This is a genomic window from Deltaproteobacteria bacterium (assembly GCA_003696105.1).
Taxonomy (GTDB): Bacteria; Myxococcota_A; Polyangia; order Haliangiales; family J016; genus J016.
In genome coordinates this window covers 1-21,364 of sequence record RFGE01000339.1, presented here as the reverse complement: position 1 = coordinate 21,364, position 21,364 = coordinate 1, and the positions used below count along the sequence as shown (strand labels likewise).

Genomic DNA, 21,364 nt, shown 5'->3' with positions numbered 1-21,364 from the left:
GGGCTGCGCGCTGGGCTGCGGATGCGTTGCGTTTTGACGCGCGGCGCGGGCAGTGCAATCCGGATGCGTGTCGAGAAACTGAACAAAATCGCAGGCAAAAAGTTGATCATTTTTCTTTGCTTCGCGTTGACGGAATACACTCAGTGGAATATCGTAGGAATACTTCGAGCAAGGGAGCCGGCTGAGACGAGGGGGATCGAGCTCAGCGCTGCGGGACCCGTGCATCGAAGGGCACCAACGGGGGACAGCACGTGATTCGCCGACCGCCACCGGGCGCGCACAGTTGGACGGACGATGCGACCTTCGCGCTGCGCGCCTGCCCGGACGATGCGCTGTCGGCGCGGAGCGTGGCGCGCGAGTTGGCCACGGCCGGAGCCGTGGAAGCGCACGCGGCGAGCGGCGGCGGGCGCGGGGGCGCAGGCGGCCGGCGGGCGGCGGCGACCGGGCGTCGGCCGGCGCTATTGACGGAGGCGGAGCTGCGCGAGGTCGAAGCGCAGTACGCCGACGGGATCACGGCGGCGCAGATCGTCGACATCTTCGTGTCGCGCGGGATTCGCCTGTCCGAGGCGACGTTCCGCAAGTACGTCCAGCAGGGGCTGCTGCCGCGCAGCCGGCGCGTGGGGCGTAAGGGGAAACACCGCGGCTCGCTCGGCGTGTACCCGGCCAAGACGGTCCGGCGCATCAACGAAATCAAGCGGCTGATGCGCGACGACTACACGATCGAGCAGATCCAGCAGCGGTATTTGCGGTTCACGAACGCGCTCGAAAGCCTCGAGGACGTACTCGCGGACGTGTTCGCGCGCTTCGAGGACGAATTGCAGAGCGAGCGGTTCGACGCAAAGGCGCGCCGCGCGCTCAAAAAGGACATCAGCGATGCGCGCAAGGCTGCCGACGAGTTGTTGCGGCGGCTCGACGCGCTGCAACGCCGCGCCAGCGAGGAGGGCGGCGACCGCTATCGGGACTCCGGCGCCGCGGGGAGCGCCGAAGACTTGCTGTAACGGAGGAGGTCGGCATGGATCGCTCGAACGACAACACCCACACCAGCGACCAGGCCCACGAGTTGGTCGACGAACCGGCTACGGCTGCACCGAAGGTCAGCCGCAAGGTGCGGCGGCGGCCCCGCCGCAGTCGACCGCGGTCCAAGACGATCGCAATGAAGCGTCTCACGCGGGAGGAGCTGCGCATCGGCGCACTGCTGTACCCGCCCGTCGACGATGTGCCGCGCCCGCGGACGCGGGCCGAGTGCGCGGGCGCAGCCCGCCCGTGCCCGTGGGTGAGTTGCAAGCACCACCTGTACCTCGACGTGAACCCCGAGACGGGCTCGATCAAGATCAACTTCCCGGATCTCGAAGTCTGGGAGATGACGGAAACGTGCTCGCTCGACGTCGCCGACCGCGGCGGCATAACGCTCGAGGAGGTCGGTGAGATCATGAATCTCACGCGCGAGCGCATCCGCCAAGTCGAGGTGCATGGCCTGGTCAAGTTGAAGATGTCGGCGCCGTGCGCCGAGGATCTCGGTATCGAGGGGCCGAAGAAATAGGCGCGGAGCGCCTCCGGTGGAGGCGCGGCCCGCGCGCGATCGCGGTCAGCGGCGCGCGGGACGGCGCGGTGCGAGCGCCGCTTCGACTGCCCGCGTGAGGTCGACATCGCCGGTGGCGATCGCGCCGGCGCGCCGCCAAACGAGGCGGCCATCGCCGTCGAACAGGAAACTCGCGGGCACGGTCTGCCCGCCGAGCGCGGTGGCGAGGGCTTCGTGCGGGTCGTGCCACACGGAGAAGGGCAGCTCGCGGCGCTCGGCGAACGCGCGCAACTCGCCCGCGGTGCGCTGGCGATCTACGCTCACGGCGACGACCCGGAGGCCCGCGTCGCCGTACCGGCGCTGTAGCGCGGCGAGTACCGGCAACTCATGCCGACACGGTTCGCACCAGGTGGCCCACACGTTCACGAGCACCGCGCGGCCGCCTGCGTCGGCCAGGGTGGTCGGCGTTCCGTCCAACCGAGCGACGGTCGCCGCCGGCATCGGCGCGCCGACGGCGAGCAGCCCGCCGGCGGCGTCCCTGGCAGGCGGGGCGGACACGGCGCCGGCCGGCGGCGGTAGCTCCGCGAGGGGGATGGCGAGCATGCGCAGGCGGGTCGCGCCGTCGCGCTCGCCGGCGGTCGCCGTCCATAGCAACGCCAGGTGGTCGCGGCCGAGCGGCGCAACTCGCGGAAAGCCGGCGTCGCGCTCGGGGGTCGTCGGCGCGAGCGCGCGCTCGGCACCGACGCGCCCGTCGGCCGCGACGCGCCGCGCATAGATGCGAGCATCCTCTCGATCGGACGCGATCCAGCTCACGACGGCGTCGCGCTCGGTCACGGCGGCGATCGACACCCGGCCGACCGGCTCGCGCCGCCCGCGAGGGCCATCGATCGCGATCGGCGCGGAAAACGTCGCGCCGCCGTCGGTGGATACCGCGGCGCGCACGGAGCCGCGTTCGCCGGCGTACGTGTACCACGCGACCCATAGCGCACCGCCGGCCGCCGCGACGGCGGGTCCGTTGACGGGGCAACCGGGGATGCGCCAGCCGTCGGCGAACGAGGTGTGCGCCCACCCCTCGCGGTCTGCGCGTGCGATGGTGATGTCTCGGATCTCGTCGGCGCTGCGATCGCGGTAGGCGACGACCGGCCTGCCGTCGACGGCCGCCGCGGCGGTGGCGCAGCAGTCGCACACGCGCTCGTCGACGACCGAATCCTCCCCGACGCGTGTCGATACGACTGCGGTTCGCAGCATCGTCGCGCCATCTCCGTGACCGCGGGCCGTTCGCCGGCCGTCGAGCCAGAACAGCCGCACGCCGCGCGGGTCGCGCAGCATCGACACGAACCCGTGTTCGGTCGCGGTGCCGTCGTCGTGCGCGACGCCGAGGGGCGTCCATGTCGCACCGTCGTCGGTGGAGCGCGCGAGCGCCACGTCGTACGCAAAGCCGCCGCCGGGGTGCAGCCTCGCCCAATGCGCGACGAGCGCGCCGTCGCCGCCACGCGCCACGGCGGGCGTGTCGGCCCAGTTTGCGAGCACGTCGTCGCCCTCGGCGATGGTCGCGGGCGCCGTCCATCGGCCTTCCGCGAAGCGCGCGTACCGCACCCGGTGCGGACCGCGTCGCGTGCTGCCGGAGCCGGCCGCCGCCGGATCCGCCGGTTCGACCCACACCGCGAGCAGCGCGTCGCCATCGGCCGTGACGCGGCCGGCGACAGCGCCCGGCGCGGCGGGCGGATCGACGTATGCGGGGCGCGGGTTGCGGTCGGGGGCCGCCTCGCGGGGCGTGGCCGGCGCGGGGCGGCGCGCGCGTTCCGCCGGGTCCGAGCAGGCGACGGCGGCGGCCATCAATATGCACGCGGCAAGGGTCGGTCGCACGGCCACGCTGCCGTGTAGCCGCCCGCCGCGCGACAGTCAACGGCGCACGGCGAACGATCGCCCGCTCTGGCGATTGAATCGCCGGACCCTAGCTGATAACTACGCACCCACCGAATCTGTGGCGGGCGCCGGTCCCGCCGACGTTACCGCGCGGAGGTCCTGTCATGATCCGAGTTCGTCGAGCCATCGTGAGCGTGTCTGACAAGCGCGGCCTCGAGGAACTTGGCCGCGGGCTCGCGCGCCACGGTGTCGAGGTGCTGTCGACCGGGGGCACGCGCAAGGCGCTCGAGGCGGCGGGCGTGCCGACCGTTGCGGTGTCCGATTACACGGGAGCGCCCGAGATCCTCGACGGGCGCGTCAAGACGCTGCACCCGAAGATTCACGGCGGGCTGCTCGCGCGGGCGACGGACGCGCATCGTGCGGAGCTCGCGGCGCACGGTATCGGCGAGATCGATCTCGTCGTCGTCAACTTGTATCCGTTCGAGCGCACGATCGCGGCGCCAGATGTCACGCTGGAAGCCGCGGTCGAGAACATTGACATCGGTGGGCCGACGATGCTGCGCGCGGCCGCGAAGAATTTCGAGCGGGTCACGGTCGTCGTCGACCCGGACGACTACGACCGCTTGCTGGCCGAACTCGACCGGAACGGCGGCTGCGTGGGGCCGCAGCTCCGCCGCGAGCTGGCTACAAAAGCGTTCGCGCACACCGCCGGGTACGACGGAGCGATTGCCGCTTTTCTGTCCGGCGGCGAGCTCGTGTCGCTGCAACTGCGGCGCGAGTTCGAACTTCGCTACGGCGAAAATCCGCACCAACAGGCCGCGCTGTACCGCGAGGTGAAAAACTCGCTTGGCGTCACGACGGGGCGGCCGCTGCTCGTCGGCGCACAAGTCCTGCAGGGCAAGGCACTGTCCTACAACAACCTGCTGGACCTCGACGCCGCGCTGGCGTGTTGCCTCGAACTGACCGGACCGTCAGCCGTGATCGTCAAGCACACCAATCCGTGTGGCGCCGCGAGCGATCCGCGCGGCGTTGCGGCGGCATACGCGCGGGCGCGCGAGTGCGATCCGGTGTCTGCATTCGGCGGCATCGTTGCGGTCAACCGCGAAGTGGACGCAGACCTTGCCAGCCTGCTGGCCGAGACGTTCATCGAGTGCGTCGTCGCGCCGTCGTACGCACCCGCGGCGCGGGATTCGCTGGCGCGCAAGAAGAATCTTCGGCTCGTCGCGGTCGGCGACATGAAGGTCGACCGGCCGACCGGATGGACACTCCGGTCGATCGCGGGCGGCGTTCTGGCACAGACCGGCGACTACGTGACCGCGCGCGCGTCGGAGGCGCGCGTCGTCACGCGGCGCGCTCCGACCCCGGACGAGTTCGAGGCGCTCGACTTCGCGTGGCGCGTGTGCAAGCACGTCAAGTCCAACGCGATTTTGTTTGCGTCCGGCACGCGCACGGCCGCGGTCGGCGCCGGCCAGATGTCGCGCGTCGACGCCGTCCAACTCGCGCGCATGAAGGCGCAGCTACCGCTGGCCGGCACAGTCGCCGCATCGGACGCATTCTTTCCGTTTCGTGACGGGCTCGACGCGATCGCGGAGGCCGGTGCGACCGCGGTCATTCAGCCGGGCGGGTCGATTCGCGACGAAGAAGTGATCGCCGCGGCCGACGAGCACGGGATTGCGATGGTGTTCACCGGGATGCGCCATTTCCGTCACTGAGGCGGCGGCGTGCGGCCGGCGTCGTGTCGGACGCGGCGGCACATCGCGCGACAACTCAATCGGTTCGTGAGGTCTACGTGAAGATCCTTGTCGTCGGTTCTGGAGGTCGCGAGCACGCGCTCGTGTGGCGGTTGGCGCGCGCGGGACATCAACTCGTGTGCGCGCCCGGGAACCCCGGCATCGCCCGCGACGCGGAGTGCCTTCCGATTGCGGTCGATGCGATCGACGGGCTGGTCACGGCGGCCGCCGACCGCGGAGTCGATCTGATCGTCGTCGGACCGGAGGCACCGCTGGTCGCGGGGCTGGCGGACCGCGCGCGCGACCGCGGCATCGCGGTGTTCGGACCGGGGGCCGATGGAGCGCGGCTCGAAGGGTCGAAGGCGTTTTCGAAGCGATTCTTTCGCGACTGCGGCATACGCACGGCGGAGTTCTTCGAGTGCTCGACCGTCGCGGAAGCGGATGAGGCGATCGACCGCATCGGTGCGCTGGGCGACGGCGTGGTGGTCAAGGCCGACGGCCTCGCGGCGGGCAAGGGGGTGACCGTGTGCGACACCGCAGACGAGGCGCGCGCCGCCGCGCGCGCGTGTCTCGAGGGAGGCGCTTTCGGCGACGCGGGTCGCCGTGTGGTGATCGAGCAACGGCTGCGCGGCCGCGAGCTGTCGCTGATGGCGATCACCGACGGACACCGCTACGTGCTGCTCGAGCAGGCCGAGGACCACAAGGCGGCGCTCGACGGCGACCGCGGGCCGAACACCGGAGGGATGGGAGCGGTGTCTCCGGCCGGGTGGGCGACACCGGAGCTGCTCGACCGTGCGCGCCGCGACATCTTCGATCCGACGCTCGCGGGCCTGCGTGCGGCCGGCATCGATTACCGCGGGGTCCTGTATGCCGGGCTCATGGTGGATGCCGGCGGCGTGCCGTGGATCCTGGAATACAACTGCCGCTTTGGCGATCCGGAAACGCAGCCGTTGATGCTGCGGCTGCGCAGTGACCTCGGCCAGTGGTTGTACGGTGCCGCAACCGGCGCCCTGCCGGCCGGTGACCTGGCGTGGGATCCGCGCGCGGCGGTCTGCGTGATCCTCGCGTCGCGCGGGTATCCGCAGTCGTCAGAGGCCGGCGTGCCGATAACCGGCGCCGATGCGTTCGTCGACGACGAGGACGTGGTCGTGTTTCACGCGGGGACGCGCGAACGCGACGGCCGGCTCGAGACGGCGGGCGGGCGCGTACTCGGTGTCACGGCGCTCGGCGCCGACGTGGCGGCGGCCCGCGCCCGCGCGTATTCGGCAGTGGACCGCATCCGGTTCGACGGCATGCATTTTCGGCGAGACATCGGCGCGCGCGGGGCGAGTCCCGGCCGGCCGGCGTGATGTCCGCGGGCGCCGCGCCGGTTCAACGGGACGCCGGCGTCGTGTTCGCACCGTGATCGCGGCGGCGGCTGTGTGATACACCCGCGCCATGGCCGACATTGCACCGTTTCGCGGCATCCGATACGACACCACGCGCGTGCGCGCGTCCGACGTGCTCGCTCCGCCGTACGACGTCATCGACGCCGACCACTGGCGCCAGCTCGCTGCGCGCGATCCGCACAATTGCGTCCGCGTCATCTTGCCGGAAGGCGACGGCGACGCGAAGTACTCGCGCGCCGCGGAACTGCTCGACCGGTGGCTGGCCGACGGCGTGCTCGTGCGCGACGACCAGCCGTGCCTGTACCGCTACAACCAGGTGTTTACGTCGGCGGAACTCGGCGGCCGCGAGGTCGTGCGCCGCGGATTCGTCGCGGCGGTGCGACTGCACCGGTTCGACGAGCGGGTGATCCTGCCGCACGAGCGAACGCTCAAGGGACCGAAAGTCGATCGGCTCAAGTTGTTCGAGGCAACCGCGTGCCACCCGTCGCAGATCTTCACGCTGTACAGCGATCCGCAGGGCGCAGTGGACGAGGCGCTCGCGGCGGTCGAGCGCACGGATCCGGTGGTCGATGGCACCACCGACGACGGGACGCGCCACCTCGTATGGCGCGTGACCGATCGCTCCATGATCGCTGCCGTTGTCGAGGCGCTTGCGGACAAGCCGCTGTACATCGCCGACGGTCATCATCGCTATGAGACGATGCTGGCGTATCGCGACCGTCGGCGCGAGGCGGGCAGCGATGTGGCCGACTTCGGCACGCTGTTTTTGGCGAACATGGACGACGCGGGGCTGGTCGTGTTTCCGACACACCGGCTCGTTCACGGCGTTCCGGGGTTTTCTCTGGAGAAACTGGTCGCGGCCGCGCGCGACGCGTTTGACATCGACACGGTCGCGGGAGGCGCAGCCGACGCGGCGAAGGTTCGCGCGATCGTCACCGAGCGCGGTGCAGCGCGGCCGGCGTTTGGCGTCGTCGTTCCCGGCAGCGCGGACCTGACCGTGATGGCGTACCGCGGGGATCTGTCGAGCGCGAGCGCGACCGAGAGGCTCGACGTAACGATTCTGCACGACGTGGTGCTCGAGGGGATGCTCGGCATCGACCGCGCGGCGCAAGAAGCCAAGACCAACCTCGACTACCCGAAGGACACGGCCGTCGCGCTCGCGCGCGTCGCAGCCGGCGATGGGCAGTGTCTGTTCGTGATGAACCCGACCCCCGTGGCCGCGGTCAAGGCCGTGTCCGACGAAGGCGGTTTCATGCCGCAGAAGTCGACGTTCTTCTATCCGAAAATCGCGAGCGGCGTCGTGTTTCGCAAGCTCGACGAGTCGATCGCGCGCTGAGGGGTTGTTGCGAACGGGTGCGCCAGCGAGGGGGCGAGATGCCAGGCGAGGTCGGGCGCGCGCCCGCGGCACACGAGGGCGGGTAGCAACATCTGGTAGCGGCGGGCGCGAGGTCGCATGCCGACGATCGCCCGCGGATCGCGCCCGCGGCCAGCGGCGATGCGCAACCGCCAGCTGGGACGTCGGGGGGCCGCGCTACGGCTGCTGGCGCGGCCGTCCGCCGCCGAGGCGGACGAGGGTGACCGAATCGGGCCACACGTGGGCGCGGAACCGGCCGACCTCGAACAGTGCGCCGTCGCGTACGCCGACCGCGACGACGCTCATGGGTCCGGGCGCGACATCCAGGCCCGCGTACAGCCCGAGCAGGTTGGTGCCGTCGCTGATCTGTTGCAGGCGCGGCAGCGTCTTGACCGGGTTGCCGTTGAAGAACACGATCACCTCCGGCATCCGGTCCGCGCTGAAGCCGACTTGCGCGTGGCGCAGGCGGACGCCGTTGCAGTCGTGCACCTCGCCGGCGACGCCACCGTGGCCGGGCGGCACGCCGCCGGACAGCCCGGCGGACGTCGGGATCGTCACGTAGTCCTGCGCCGACAGCAGGTTGACGTCGTTGCGGTACACCGGGGGATCGACGGTCGTGTCGATGCAATCGCTGCATACGGCGTCGACCAGGCCTGCCTCGCAGTCGGCTGCCGGTGAACAGGCGCGGTCGCCGGTGCCGAGGAACACGTTGTATTGCACGAGCGGCGACCAGGTGTTGCCGCGCACCTGTGGATTGCCGTCGGCGTCGAGTCCGACCGTGCGCACGACGAGGAACTCGTTGGTCGGCACGTCGGCGATCGCATACTGGACCTCCCACCGCTGCAGGTCGTCGCACGTGGCGTTGTGGCAAAACTCGACGGCGTCGAGCGCGCGGTCGCACTGGCCGCCGCAATCGGCGTCCGGGTCGGGCTGCGCGCAGCGGCCTTGGCCAAAGCGCGCGTCGCCCTCGAGCGTGCGCTCGCTCGGACACGCGCGCGCGGTCGCGAGGGTGGCGGCGGACAGCGCGACGTCGGCCTGCGCGATCGGCGCGATCGCATCGATGTCGCTGGCCCCATCGAGTTGGCCGGCGCGGAAGATCTGAATGCGCGCCCCGTCCGCGTCCGGTCCAGACGAAAACACGTCGACGAAGCCAGTGAGCGTGACGGCGGTGGGCGTCGGCGGGTGGGCGACCGGGGAGTCGATGCACGAAAAGTCCGGGGTCGCGCCGGTCGCCGAGCAGTTCTCGAGCACTTCGTCGCACTCGGTGAGCCCCAGTTCCGGCTTCGTCGAGTCCCACGGGAACATGCAGAACTCGGGATTGTCGGCGGAAGGGTACTCCTGCGAGTAGCTGCCGGTACAGGCCCCCGCCGGCGTCGCGTCGGGGCCGCCGCCGTCGCCGCCGCCGCAGCCCGCGCACGCCGCCGTCGCGAGTGCGGCGATCCCCGCGGCGCGAACCGACGTCATCGCGCGACTGTACCACGCGGACGCGGACGCCGGCTGCGATCAGCCGTCGTCGTCGGGCGAGCTCGTCGCCGGAGCGCCGTGGGGCGGTTCGGTGACGGCGGAGTTCGTCGCCGGAGCGCTGTCCGGCAGCCCGCCGGCTGCGGCGAGTTCGGGGAAGACCAGCTTCGATCGCATGGCGACGATCAATCGCTCGGCCAGCCGCGTCGCCTCGCGCGCGACCTCGGGGAGCGGCCGGCCCGTCGGCGCGGCACCGTCGATGACTCGCTGGCGGAACAGTTCGATCTCCATGCGCACGAGCGTGCGTACGCAGTCCGCGTACGGTTCGAGGATGTCGAGCGGGAACAGGTCGCCGAGGCCCTGCGCGCGCGCTTCGTGGATCACCTCGAGCAGGTCGAGGTCGGCGTCCGCGTACACGGGTTCGCCGTGCGCGGGCTCGACCGGCTCCGCGAGTCCCAGCGCTGCGAGGCGATCGAGGTCTTCGGCGGTCAAGTTCATCGACGCGAGCACGTCGGCGCGGGTGCGGCGCGCGGGTGCGGTCCGCGGCCGGGCGCGGTCGGCGCGCGCGGCGTCGTGGCCCGCGCGCACGCCGGGGACGATTTCGGCGAGCTTGTCGGAGCGAATGCGGTGGCTCGGCGCCGGCTCGAGCAGGTCGGCGATACGCCGCAGCGGGAGGAAATAGGTCTGCTGGAGCTGCTTGATCGCCTTGATCCGGTCGGCGAGGGCGGCGTCGTAATAGGCCATGTTGCGGCTGGTGCGGCGCGCCGGTCCGGGCAGCAGGTTCTCGCGAATGTAGTGCTTGATCGTCGGAGCGGGCACGCCCGACATCCGCGCGAGTTCGGAGATTCTGACGAGAGTTTGAGGCCGCTTACCAATAATACGCGCGATTCTAGCAAATTCGGAGATCTGTTGGTACTGGTAAGTTTGACTTCTCACTTTCTGTGCTATGTGTGGGGGGCCTGGACGGCGCGTGGCCGCGGAGCCAACAGAAACCCACCCTACTGCCTGCGAGAGCGGGCCGCGCGCCGTCCAGTGACTTTTGCGCGCCGCCGCACCGGTCGCGCGTCGGACGCGGCCGCGCCCACCGAGCAACGGCGCGCGCCGCGCGGCCCGGTCAGGGCCGGGCAGGCAGTGCGTCGCGGGGGGGGCGCCTCCCCACGGTGGCCATGTGAACCATGACGATCAACGTTCCGATCGTGTAGTCCGCGAGCGTGCGCGGGACGTCGGCGACCTGGTCGATCCATTTCGCTAGCATGGAAACCACTTTGCCCGGCCCAGATTTCTTTTTCGTTTCGGCCGCGTGAAACTCGCGTTGCGATCGCGGCCGCGCGACGGCGCTGCGGTTTGACCGCGTTTTGTAACGGATGCTACGCTACCGCGAACGGGGGCATGCCGAAACGACGCAAGGTCGTGCCGCGCAAGGCGGCGGAGACGATTCGGGTCGAGTCGGCTCCCGAGTATGCGCCGCCAACCGAGGGCCGGCGAATGGCGTCGTTGTTGGTCGTCCAGGGCGCGGAGGTCGACCTCGGCCGCCACGTCGTGTGCGACCAGCCGATCACGATCGGCCGCGACGATCGGGTCGAGCTCGCGCTGTGCGACGGGTCGATTTCCCGGCGCCACTGTCGCGTCGAGCGCGATCCGGACACGGGCCGCTACGTGCTCGTGGACCTGGGGTCGACCAACGGCACGCTGGTCAACGGCAGTCGCGTCGACAGCAAAGTGCCGCTCGCGGCTGGCGACAAGATCTTCATCGGCGGAACGGTGATCCGGTTTGCCTACCTCGACGACCTCGACCTCCAGTATCAGGAGCGGGTCGAGGAGTTGGTGAGTACGGACCCACTTACGGGTCTGACCGTGCGCCGTCAGTACGACCCGTACTATCAGGCGCTCATCGAGAAGGCGAAAACGGACAACGAGCCGCTGGCGCTGATGGTGCTCGATCTCGACGGGCTCAAGGAGATCAACGATCGTCACGGCCACGCCGTCGGCTGCTACACGATCGTCGAGGCGTCATTCATCCTGCGCGACGTGCTCGAGCCCCACGGCCTGCTGTGCCGCTTCGGCGGCGACGAGTTCGTCGCGTGTTTGCCCGGCGTCGATCGCCGGCGCGCGATGGCGTTGGCCGAAACGGTTCGCGATCGCGTCCAGCGGCACAACTTCGTCAAAGATGGCGTGCGCGTGGAGCCGACCATTTCGATCGGCGTCGCCGAGTTTCCGACGGACGCGGTCGATCCGGCCGGGCTGTTCGCGCGCGCCGACAAGGCGCTGTACGCGGCCAAGCGCCAGGGGCGCAACAAGGTGTGTTCGTGGCATCCGTCTATGCAGTGACGCCGTACGCCGGCGATTCGCGATAGGATGACCGCGTGAGCCGGCAGGGCAGGGAGCGCCGCCGCGGCGCGCGCATCTCGGCGAGCCTCGCGTTGCGCATCTCGGGCGTCGACCGCGAGCCGCGGTTGCGGCGCGGGGACATCAGCAGCACCGGCGTCTACGTCGAGGGCGACGCCGCCGCCGGCGGCTGCGGCACGATCGAAGTGCTGCAGATCCTCGTGCCGGGGTCGGAGGAGCGTATCGAAGTGCTCGGCCGCGTCGTTCGCCGCGTGCTGGTCGAGGATCTCAGCCGTGGAACGACGGTCGTCGGGGTCGCATTCGAGTTTTTGTTCACCGACGACGACACGCGGGCGCGCGTCGCCGAGCTGGTGCGCGCGGCGGCCGAGGACGAACTGGACAGCGGCCGCATGTTTCAGGTGCGCAATGCGTTCGACGCGCAGGTCGGCCGGGCGAACGAGGGCGCCCGGCACGACGCGACCGTGTACGTCGTCGGCGTGGACACGCTGTCGCTGGAGACCGCGTGGCCGGTGCCGCCCGGCGAGGCGATCGAGTGCGTCGTTCGGTCGCCGCGCTCGCAGCGGGAGTTCGCGTTCACCGGCAAGGTGGTCGATTCGCGGCCGGTCGGCGCGGGCGCCGACCTGCACCGAGTCGACATTCGTTTTCGCCCGGATCCGGACGAGTCGCCGGCGACGATCGAGGACGCCATCGCGGTATTGATCGACGAGAGCATTCACCCCGAGTCGTACCAGCGCGACGGCGACGCGCGTGCCGACATGCGCGGGCGCACCGACAAGGTGGCGCTCGCCAGCATCCTTTCGCTCGCGGAGTCCGAGCGCCTTTCGGGGGTGCTGCGCGTGCGCAGCGACGCGGGCACGGGCGAGGTCTACCTGCGCGACGGCCGCGTGGTCGACGTCGCCTTGGCGCTCGGAAGCGCCGCACCCTCGCCGGCCACGGCGCCCATCGACGCGCTGCTCGAGATCGTCCAGTGGCCGGCAGCCGAGTTTGCATTTCGCGCCGGTGCCGTCGACCGAGACGACCGCGTGGCGACCAAGACGTGGGCGCTGCTGCTCGAACTCGCGCGGCGGCGCGACGAAGGGGGCGGCGCCGCATAACTGCGGCCGCCATCGGGAGAGACGCACGCGATGCTCCGCGCGATTCGTTCGCTGTGGCGCGACCCGGAGATCGAGGCGCGCGTCCACCGGCTCGAGATCGGATTCAACCGCCATGGCTACGACCGATTCGGCGCGTCGCGCCGCGACCTCACGCGGTTCTTGTCGCTGCTTTCGTGGTTGTACCGGCACTACTTTCGCGTTCACGTCCACGACATCCACCACGTGCCGGCGCGGGGCCGCGCGATGCTCGTCGGCAATCATTCCGGGGGCGTCGCGCTCGACGGAGCCATGGTGCTCGCGTCGGTGTTTCTCGAACTCGAGCCGCCGCGGCTCGCCCAGGGGATGGCCGAGTATTTTCTCGCGCGCTGGCCGTTTTTGGCCGATTGGACGGTCAAGTGCGGGCAACTCACCGGGTTGCCGGACCACGCGGTCCAGTTGCTCGAGGACGAGCGGCTGCTCCTCGTGTTCCCCGAAGGCGCGCGCGGCACCGCGAAGCTCGCGTGGCAGCAGCACACGCTCGTGCGGTTCGGCACCGGGTTCGTCCGCCTCGCACTGCAGACGCGCGCGCCGATCGTGCCTTTTGCGTTTCTCGGCGGGGGCGACGCCATCCCGACGATCGTAAACCTCGAGCGCCTCGGCCGCGCGCTCGGCGCGCCCTACATTCCGCTCACGCCGTACGTCGTACCGCTGCCGCTGCCCAAGGTGCGCCTCGACATCGTGTACGGCGAGCCGATGACGTTCGACGGTGACGGCAGCGAGGAGGACCGCGTGATCGAGCAATACGTCGACCGCGTCAAACAGCGTATCGCCGAGCTGTTGGCGGCCGGAGAGGAAAAGCGGCGATGAAGGTGTTGATCCCCGGCATCTCGGGAAAGCTCGGCCGCCTGGTCGCCCGACGCCTGGTCGATGCGGGCCATACCGTGTGGGGCATCGACCGGCGCCCGTGGCCCGACGCGCCCGACGGCGTGCAGGTACACGAGGCGGACATCCGCAAGCGGACGGCTGAGGATGTGTTTCGCCGGTTTCGCCCGGAGACGGTCATCCACATGGCCACCGTGACGCACCTCGTCGAACGCACCGCCGACCGGTTTCGGATCAACTTGTACGGCACGCGCGCGGTGTTCGATCACTGCCACACCTACGGCGCTCGGCGCTGCATCTTCGTGGGCCGGCACACGTACTACGGAGCGGCGTCGGACTCGCCGATGTATCACCGCGAGGAAGACCCGCCGATGGCGGTGACGACCTTCCCGGAACTGGCCGATCTCGTGGCCGCGGATCTGTACGCAGGGTCGGCGCTGTGGCGCTATCCCGAACTCGATACGGTGGTACTTCGGTGCTGCTACACACTCGGGCCGTCGCTGCACGGGACACTGGCGACGTTCTTGCGCGGCCCGCGCGTGCCGGTCATCGTCGGCTACGATCCGCTGTTTCAGTTCATGCACGAGTTCGACGTCGCGGATGCGATCGCGCTCGCGCTGTCGCGCGCGCCGCGCGGTGTCTACAACGTCGCCGGTCCACAGCCGGTGCCGCTGTCGCTGCTCATCCGCCAGACCGGGCGCCGTGCCGTGCCAATTCCGGAGCCGCTGTTTCGGTTTGCGATCGGCCGCTTCGGCCTGCCGGTGCTGCCGCGCGGCGCCTTGAGCCATCTGAAGTATCCGGTCGTCATCGACGCGACCCGGTTTCGCACCGCCACCGGCTTCCAGCATGCGTTCGACGAGACGGCGACGATGCGTGCGTTCGCGGAGGCGGCGCCGGTGCGCCCGCGGCCCGCGCGCTGAGGGCGGCTCGGTGCGCGCGGCGGCGGCCGTCGTTGACACGCCGCGTTGCTTTCTGTTACCCCGGCGGAACATGGTGGCGTTGCAATGACGGTGCGATTGCGGGACGTGGTCGCCTTCCTCGACGAGGTGCTCGAGATCGACCGGTTTCGCGACTACGGGCCGAACGGCCTGCAGGTCGAGGGCGCGCCGGAAGTGGACGTCGTCGTCACGGGGGTGAGCGCCCACGCCGAACTGTTCGAGCGCGCGATCGCGCGCAACGCGGATCTGATCGTCGTCCACCACGGGCTGATCTGGGGCGCGGGGATTCCCCGGGTCGTCGGGCCGACGGCGGTTCGGTTGCGCATGTTGCTCGAAAACGCGGTGTCGCTGGCCGCCTACCACCTGCCGCTGGACGCCCATCCGACCCTCGGCAACAACGCCGGGTTGTGCGATGCCCTCGGCCTGGGGCCGGACCGGCGCGCGTTCGGCGACGTGCGCGGCCACGCGCTGGGCGTGGCTGGCGCGTGGCCCACGCCGGTGTCGCGCGACGAGGCGATCGAACGGATCGCGCGCGTCGTGCTCGACGGAGCGCCGCCGGCGTTCGTGCTCCCATACGGGCCGGGTGCGGTTCGTACGGTGGGCGTTTGCACCGGCGCCGCGTCGGATCTACTCGAGTCGGCGGCCGCCGCGGGGTGCGACCTGTTCGTCACGGGAGAGCTGGCCGAGCGGTCCGCGTCCCTCGCGCGCGAACTGCAGATTACGCTCGTCGGTGCCGGCCATCATCGCACCGAAGTGTACGGCGCGATTCGCCTCGCCGATGCACTCGCCGCCCAGTTCCCCGGCATCGACGCGGAGTTCGTCGATGTGCCGTCCCCGCTGTGAACCGCTGAGGAGTCTACCGTGCCCGAACCGTTTCGCGTCCTGATCGCCGATCCGATGTCGCCGCGCGCCGCCGAGTTGCTGCGCGCGTCCCCGCGCGTCGCCGTCGACGTGCGCGACGACATCACCGCCGCCGATCTCGTCACCGCGATCGCTGACTACGACGCGCTGATCGTCCGGTCGCGCACCCAGGTGACTCGGGAGGTCATCGACGCCGGCGCGCGGCTCAAGTTGATCGGGCGCGCCGGCATCGGCGTCGACAACATCGACGTCGCGGCGGCGTCGCGTCGCGGCATCCTGGTGGAGAACACGCCCGGCGGCAACGCGGTCACGACCGCGGAGCACGCGCTTTGCTTGCTGATGGCACTCGCGCGCCATATTCCCCAGGCGGCCGCGTCGATGCGCGCCGGCAAGTGGGAGAAGAAGCGGTTCAACGGCCGCGAGCTGTGTGGCAAGACGTTGGGTGTGATCGGACTCGGCAACATCGGCCGCATCGTGGCCGACCGCGCGCGCGGATTGCACATGACCGTCATCGGCTGCGATCCGTTTCTATCCGCTGACGCGGCCGCGCGGCTCGGCGTCGAACTGGTCGACTTCGACACGCTGTGCGCGCGCGCGGATTTCGTCACCGTGCACACGCCGTTGACCGCCGCAACGCGCGGGCTGATCGGGGCTGAAGCGCTCGCTCGGATGAAGCCCGGTGTGCTGATCGTCAACGCAGCGCGCGGCGGTATCGTCGACGAGGCCGCGCTCGTCGACGCCCTCGAACGGGGGCACGTGGGCGGTGCGGCGCTCGACGTATTCGAGACCGAGCCGCCGCCACCGGACCATCCGTTGCGGCGGCACGAGCGGGTGGTCTGCACTCCGCACCTGGGCGCGTCGACCGACGAGGCGCAGGAGAAGGTCGCCGCCGAGATTGCCGAACAGGTCGTCGCGTTCGCGGAGCGAGGCGAAGTGCGCAACGCGGTGAACATGACGCCGGTGCCGGTCGAACTGCGCGAGGCGCTCGCGCCCTGGCTCGATCTGGCTCGCCAGATGGGCCGGCTCGTCGGCCAACTCGCGCACGGCGACGGCCGCGCGATCGACGAACTCACCGTCGAGGTCCTCGGGGAGCTGGCCGATACCGGCGCGAAGGCGTGTGCGAACGCCGCGCTGGTCGGGCTGCTGGGCACGTTTTTGGACGTCCCGGTCAATGAAGTCAACGCGCCGCTGATCGCGGCCGAACGCGGCCTTGGCGTGCGCGAGGTCGCCCAGCGCAAGGGCGTCGACTACGCGGCGGCGGTCGCGCTCACCGCACGCGCCGGCGACCGCCAGCACTACGTCAAGGGCACGCTCTACCATATCGGCGGCAAGGTCGCGCCGCGGATCGTGCAGATCGACGACTTTCTCGTCGAGACCAAGCCGCGCGGCCGCTTGTTGGTCGTGCGCAACCACGACCGGCCGGGCGTGATCGGCAAGGTCGGGACTCTGCTCGGCGACCGGTCGATCAACGTCAATAGCCTCCACGTGGGACTGCATCGCCCGTCGGGGGTTGCGATCGCTCTGTGGAACGTGGACGCCTCGGTCGACCGCGAACTCGTCGCGGCGGTCGCCGCGCTGCCCGAGGTGATCGACGCGATGGTCGTCGACCTGTGACCGTGGGCGGGGCCATTCGCCTGCCGGCCGGCGTGCGCGATTATCTGCCGCGCGCCGCCGCGCGCCGCCGCGCGATCATCGAGCGACTGCTGGGCGCGTTCGAGGCGTGGGGGTATGCGCGTATCATTGCGCCCGCGTTCGAGTACGCGGATGTGCTCGAACGCGGCCTCGGCGGCGATGCGCGCCGCGCCGCCGTCCGGTTCGTCGAGCCGCAGACGGGCGAGGTGGTCGCGTTGCGCCCCGATATCACGCCGCAGGTCGCGCGCATGGTGGCCACCCGCATGCGCGACGTCGGCGGGCCGATCCGGCTGTGTTACGAGGGGGCGGTGACCCGGCTCGAGGCCGGGCCGCGCGGTCAGCGCGAGCTACTGCAGGCCGGCGTCGAGCTGATCGGCGTGCCCTCGCCGGAGGGGGATGCCGAGGTGCTCGGCGTCGCGGCGGCCGCGCTCGCATCGATGCGCGTGGACGACGTTCGCCTCGACATCGGGCACGCGGCGATCGCGCGCGCGGCGCTCGACGGGGTTCGCGATCCCGACCGCCACGCCGCCCTCGTGAGTGCGCTCGCCAAAAAAGATCGCCGCGGCGTCGAGGACGCCGCGCGGGGCCTGCCGGCGGCCCGCCGCGCGTTCGTCGCCGCGTTGCCGCGCCTGTACGGGGCGCCGGAGGAGGTGCTCGCGGCGGCGCGGAAGCTGCCCGCGCCGGCCGCAGTGCGTCGCGCGCTTGCTACCATCGAGCGCGTGCTGGACCTGGCGCGAGATCGCATGGACGGTGACCTGCACCGCCGCGTGACCGTCGACCTCGGCGACGTGCGCGGATTCGACTACTACACGGGCCTGCGGTTTTCCGGGTATGCCGATGGCGTCGGCGACGCCGTGCTGCGCGGCGGCCGCTACGACGAACTGCTCGCCGCCTACGGCCACCGCGCACCGGCGACCGGATTTGCGGTCGACGTCGAAGCGATCGCCGACACGGAGCGCGCGGCCGGGCTCGCTCCGCCGCCGGGGCCGCCGGTCGTTGCGATCGCGGCGCCGGTGGCGCGGCGCACGGTCGCGCTGCGCGTGGCGGCCGCGCTGCGCGCGCGGGGCGTGCGCGCGGCGGTGGACGTGGGCGCCGGCGGGCCCGTCGCCGCGCTCGCCGCCTACGCGGCGCGGATCGGTGCGGCCGCTGCGGTGGCCGTCGACGCGCGCGGCGGCGCGGCGGTGGTGCGGGCGGGGGCCAGCCGCGCGGCGTGCACATTGTCGGCCGCGCAGGTGCGCGCCGCGGCGGCAGGCCGGATCGACGCGTTGGTCGAGGCGCTCGGGTTTGCACGGGAGGGCGTCTGATGCCGTCGTTGGTGGTCGTGGGCGCCCAGTGGGGCGACGAAGGCAAGGGCAAGGTCGTCGACCTGTACGCGGAGTCGGCCGACGTCGTGGTGCGCTACGGCGGCGGCGCCAACGCGGGGCACACGCTCGTCATCGGCGGCCAGCAGTTGATCACACACCTGATCCCGTCGGGCGTACTGCACGCCGGGACGCATTGCGTGCTCGGCGACGGAATGGTGATCGATCTGAACACGCTGGTCGACGAGATCGCCGAGTGCAAGGCGCGCGGGTTGTTGGCGGGCGACGAGCTGCTCATCGCCGATCGCGCCCACGTCATCTTGCCGTACCACAAGCGTCTCGAGGCGGCGCGCGAGCGCCGAGGCGGCGCGATCGGTACGACCTTGCGCGGGATCGGTCCGGCGTACGAGGCGAAGGCGGCGCGCCGCGGCGTGCGCGTCGGCGATCTCGCGCGACCGGCGAAGCTGCGCGCGCTCGTCGAGCAAAACCTCGACGAACTTCGGCCGCTGCTCGCCCACTACGGCGAGCCGGCGCCCGACATCGACGCGGTCGTGGACGAGGCGCTCGCGCTCGGCGAGTCGATCTCCCGCTACGTCGGCGTCGCCGGCGCGTTCGTCGACCGGGCGCTCGCGGACGGGCGCAACGTGCTGTTCGAGGGGGCGCAGGGCGCGCTGCTCGACCTCGACCACGGTACGTATCCGTACGTGACGTCGTCGACCACGACGGCCGCGGGAGCGGCGGCCGGCGCGGGCATCGGGCCGACCCGCATCGACCGGGTCGTCGGGATCGCCAAGGCGTACACCACCCGCGTCGGCGGCGGGCCGTTCCCGACCGAACTCGACGACGAGGCCGGCGCCGCGTTGCGCCAGGCCGGCGGTGAGTACGGCGCGACCACCGGCCGGCCGCGGCGGTGCGGCTGGCTCGACATTCCGGCGCTGCGCCACGCCGTGCGCATCAACGGCATGGACGGCATCGCGCTCACCAAGCTGGACGTGTTGTGCGGGTTGCCGGAGGTGCCGGTGTGCGTCGCCTACGAACTCGACGGGCGCGAGCTGGATGAGTTTCCCAGTGATGCGGAGGACTTGGCGCGAGTGACGCCGCGCTACGAACGCTTTGCAGGCTGGACCGGCGCGACGCGCGGGGTCGGCTCGTACGACGACCTGCCGGCCGCCGCGCGCGCCTACGTGGCGGCGGTTGCGCAACGGGTCGGGGTGGACGTCTACCTCGTATCGGTGGGCCCGGACCGCCACGACACGTTCACCCTGCGCGACGCGTTCTGATCGGGCGCGGTGGCCCCGATCCCGCATTCCACCGCGCGCCGGCCGGCGGGATCCGGCGCGCCGCCGGTATCGCATCCGGCCGCGGTTGTGTAGGGTACGGGCATGCTGCGGCAGCCGCTGTGGGTCGCCGTCGCGATCTTGCTCGCGTTCGGCGTCGCGTTCGGGTTTTTGGCGCTCCGAACGTCCTGCGCCGGCGATTCGGGCTCGCCCGCGGGCGACAAAACGCCAACGACGTCCGGCGCTCCGGTGTCGACTCCGTGACCAACCGGCGCGCAGCGTTGCGCAGATCATGAGCGATTCCTATAATCTACCGGCTCATTTTGGCCGATTGCCGCGGCGGGGCGCGATGGCGGCCTACGCGAGGGACGACGCCCGATGAAGATCATTTGCGACTCGTGTCAGACGAAGTACTCGATCGCGGACGAAAAGGTCCGCGGCAAGGTCTTCAAGATCAAATGTAAGAAGTGCAGCCACATCATCGTCGTGCGCGGTGCGGCGGAGCCGGCGCCGGTCGACGACAAGGAGACGCAGGTGTTCGACTACTCGGGGTACGACAGCCCGAGCGAGGCAGCGGCAGCGATGGCGGCGGCCGCCTCGGGAGGCGCCGTGTGGCACGTGGTGATCGACCAGGAGCAGGTCGGACCGCTCACGCGCGACGAGGTGCTCGAACGCCTCGAGCGCGGCGAGGTCACCGCCGACTCGTACATCTGGCGCGAGGGGTTCGGCGACTGGCAGCGGCTTGCCGCGGTCGAGGAGTTCGCCGGCGTCGTGGGGGCGGGCACGATGGCCGCCTCCGGCGAGGTGAGCAGCGGCGCGGCGGCGGTCGCCGGACTGCACGACGATGGACACCCGCCGCCCGACCCGGAGGTCGCCGGCATGTTCGGCATCGGCGGCGGGTACGATGAGCCGGCTGCCGCGGGCGATCCGGGGGATCTGTTCTCGGCCGCGGCGGCACCGAGCGCGGCCGAGCCGGACTACGCCGACGCCGGCGGCGGCCTGTTCGGCGGCGATGGCGCCGCGGCGGATGCGGGCGGCGGGCTGTTCGGCGGCGCCGAGCCGGCCGCCGAGCCGGCGCCGGTCGGACCGACCTCGCTCACCGGGCAGCGCAACGAAAACTCCGTGCTGTTTTCCCTCAGCAACCTGGCGTCGCTCGCGGCCGACGCGCCGAAGGCGGGGCCGGCCCCCGCCGCGAGCGGTGGCGCCCAGCCGGGGTACGCCCAGTCCGGCGGGCAGGAAGGCTCGGGGCTGATCGACATCCGGTCGATGGCGCAGGTGTACCTCGGCGAGAAGCAAGCGGCGGGTTCGGCCGGCCCCTCTGCGGCGGCGAGCGCGCCCGACGATCTCCCGGTGTTCAACACGGGCGGGTTCGAGGGGGGCGCGGCGGTGTTGCTGCCGACCGCGACGCCTGCCGGCAACAACAAGCTGTTGTATGCGCTCATCGGCTTGATCGGCGTGCTCGCGATCGTCGCGGTCGTGCTGGTGCTCGTGATCCTCAAAAGCGGCGACAAGCCTGGAGCGGACACCGCGCAGCTGGCTGCCGCCGCGGCGGCGAGCGACAAAGTCGGCGGCGGGGCCACCCCGGCCGGCGGAGCGCGGGCGACCGCGTCGGATCAAGACGATGGCGAACCCGCGAAGGCCGGCGGCGAGGGAGGGGACAGCGAGCCAAAACCCGCGGCGACCGGCGACGAGGGCGCGAAGGGCGACGACGATGACGACGGCGCGCCGGCAGCCGG

Annotated in this window: 17 protein-coding genes; 14 read left to right on the top strand and 3 right to left on the bottom strand. The window is 71.1% G+C overall.

Features of this window, described 5'->3' with window-relative positions; genetic code table 11:
* Positions 1–251: 251 nt before the first annotated feature.
* The gene (locus D6689_21115) at positions 252–998 is read left to right on the top strand and encodes a MerR family transcriptional regulator (protein RMH37293.1); all 747 of its coding nucleotides are present in this window, start codon (positions 252–254) and stop codon (positions 996–998) included.
* Between the two features lie 155 nt (positions 999–1,153).
* Positions 1,154–1,540, top strand: a complete 387-nt coding sequence (locus D6689_21110) for a hypothetical protein (GenBank protein ID RMH37295.1) — start codon at positions 1,154–1,156, stop codon at positions 1,538–1,540.
* A 45-nt stretch (positions 1,541–1,585) separates the two neighbouring features.
* Here the strand turns inward: D6689_21110 and D6689_21105 are convergent, their stop codons facing one another.
* Positions 1,586–3,355 (bottom strand): hypothetical protein, encoded by a 1,770-nt coding sequence (locus tag D6689_21105; GenBank protein RMH37292.1) that lies wholly within the window; start codon positions 3,353–3,355, stop codon positions 1,586–1,588.
* A 194-nt stretch (positions 3,356–3,549) separates the two neighbouring features.
* Between D6689_21105 and purH the strand changes: the two genes are divergently transcribed.
* The 3 genes from purH (at position 3,550) to D6689_21090 (ending at position 7,839) form a co-directional block, all read left to right on the top strand.
* Positions 3,550–5,097 (top strand): bifunctional phosphoribosylaminoimidazolecarboxamide formyltransferase/IMP cyclohydrolase PurH, encoded by a 1,548-nt coding sequence (gene purH / locus D6689_21100; GenBank protein RMH37291.1) that lies wholly within the window; start codon positions 3,550–3,552, stop codon positions 5,095–5,097.
* A 77-nt stretch (positions 5,098–5,174) separates the two neighbouring features.
* Positions 5,175–6,464: a phosphoribosylamine--glycine ligase gene (purD, locus tag D6689_21095; protein RMH37290.1), complete on the top strand. Its 1,290-nt coding sequence runs from the start codon at positions 5,175–5,177 to the stop codon at positions 6,462–6,464.
* An 88-nt stretch (positions 6,465–6,552) separates the two neighbouring features.
* A complete protein-coding gene (locus tag D6689_21090; protein RMH37289.1) occupies positions 6,553–7,839 on the top strand; it encodes a DUF1015 domain-containing protein in 1,287 nt (428 codons plus the stop codon).
* A 195-nt stretch (positions 7,840–8,034) separates the two neighbouring features.
* Here the strand turns inward: D6689_21090 and D6689_21085 are convergent, their stop codons facing one another.
* Positions 8,035–9,321 (bottom strand): hypothetical protein, encoded by a 1,287-nt coding sequence (locus D6689_21085; protein ID RMH37288.1) that lies wholly within the window; start codon positions 9,319–9,321, stop codon positions 8,035–8,037.
* A 39-nt stretch (positions 9,322–9,360) separates the two neighbouring features.
* The gene (locus D6689_21080; protein ID RMH37287.1) at positions 9,361–10,146 is read right to left on the bottom strand and encodes a MerR family transcriptional regulator; all 786 of its coding nucleotides are present in this window, start codon (positions 10,144–10,146) and stop codon (positions 9,361–9,363) included.
* A gap of 561 nt (positions 10,147–10,707) precedes the next feature.
* Here D6689_21080 and D6689_21075 point away from each other — a divergent pair.
* The 9 genes from D6689_21075 to D6689_21035 all read left to right on the top strand — a co-directional run.
* Complete coding sequence (locus D6689_21075) at positions 10,708–11,646, top strand: GGDEF domain-containing protein (protein RMH37286.1); 939 nt, start codon at positions 10,708–10,710, stop codon at positions 11,644–11,646.
* Positions 11,647–11,681: 35 nt separating this feature from the next.
* Entirely contained in the window at positions 11,682–12,758 is a 1,077-nt protein-coding gene (locus D6689_21070; protein RMH37285.1) for a DUF4388 domain-containing protein, read from the top strand.
* A 30-nt stretch (positions 12,759–12,788) separates the two neighbouring features.
* Complete coding sequence (locus D6689_21065; protein RMH37284.1) at positions 12,789–13,604, top strand: acyltransferase family protein; 816 nt, start codon at positions 12,789–12,791, stop codon at positions 13,602–13,604.
* Positions 13,601–14,539 (top strand): SDR family oxidoreductase, encoded by a 939-nt coding sequence (locus D6689_21060; protein ID RMH37283.1) that lies wholly within the window; start codon positions 13,601–13,603, stop codon positions 14,537–14,539. The genes D6689_21065 and D6689_21060 overlap by 4 nt, the downstream gene beginning before the upstream one ends.
* 84 nt (positions 14,540–14,623) lie before the next feature.
* The gene (locus D6689_21055) at positions 14,624–15,400 is read left to right on the top strand and encodes a Nif3-like dinuclear metal center hexameric protein (GenBank protein RMH37282.1); all 777 of its coding nucleotides are present in this window, start codon (positions 14,624–14,626) and stop codon (positions 15,398–15,400) included.
* A 54-nt stretch (positions 15,401–15,454) separates the two neighbouring features.
* Entirely contained in the window at positions 15,455–17,032 is a 1,578-nt protein-coding gene (locus D6689_21050; GenBank protein ID RMH37294.1) for a phosphoglycerate dehydrogenase, read from the top strand.
* Positions 16,942–18,354: an ATP phosphoribosyltransferase regulatory subunit gene (hisZ, locus tag D6689_21045; protein ID RMH37281.1), complete on the top strand. Its 1,413-nt coding sequence runs from the start codon at positions 16,942–16,944 to the stop codon at positions 18,352–18,354. The genes D6689_21050 and hisZ overlap by 91 nt, the downstream gene beginning before the upstream one ends.
* On the top strand, positions 18,354–19,631 hold the full coding sequence (locus D6689_21040) for an adenylosuccinate synthase (protein RMH37280.1): 1,278 nt from the start codon (positions 18,354–18,356) through the stop codon (positions 19,629–19,631). Before hisZ ends, D6689_21040 begins: the two co-directional genes overlap by 1 nt.
* A gap of 375 nt (positions 19,632–20,006) precedes the next feature.
* On the top strand, positions 20,007–21,364 hold a 1,358-nt coding region (locus tag D6689_21035), incomplete at its 3' end, for a DUF4339 domain-containing protein (protein ID RMH37279.1).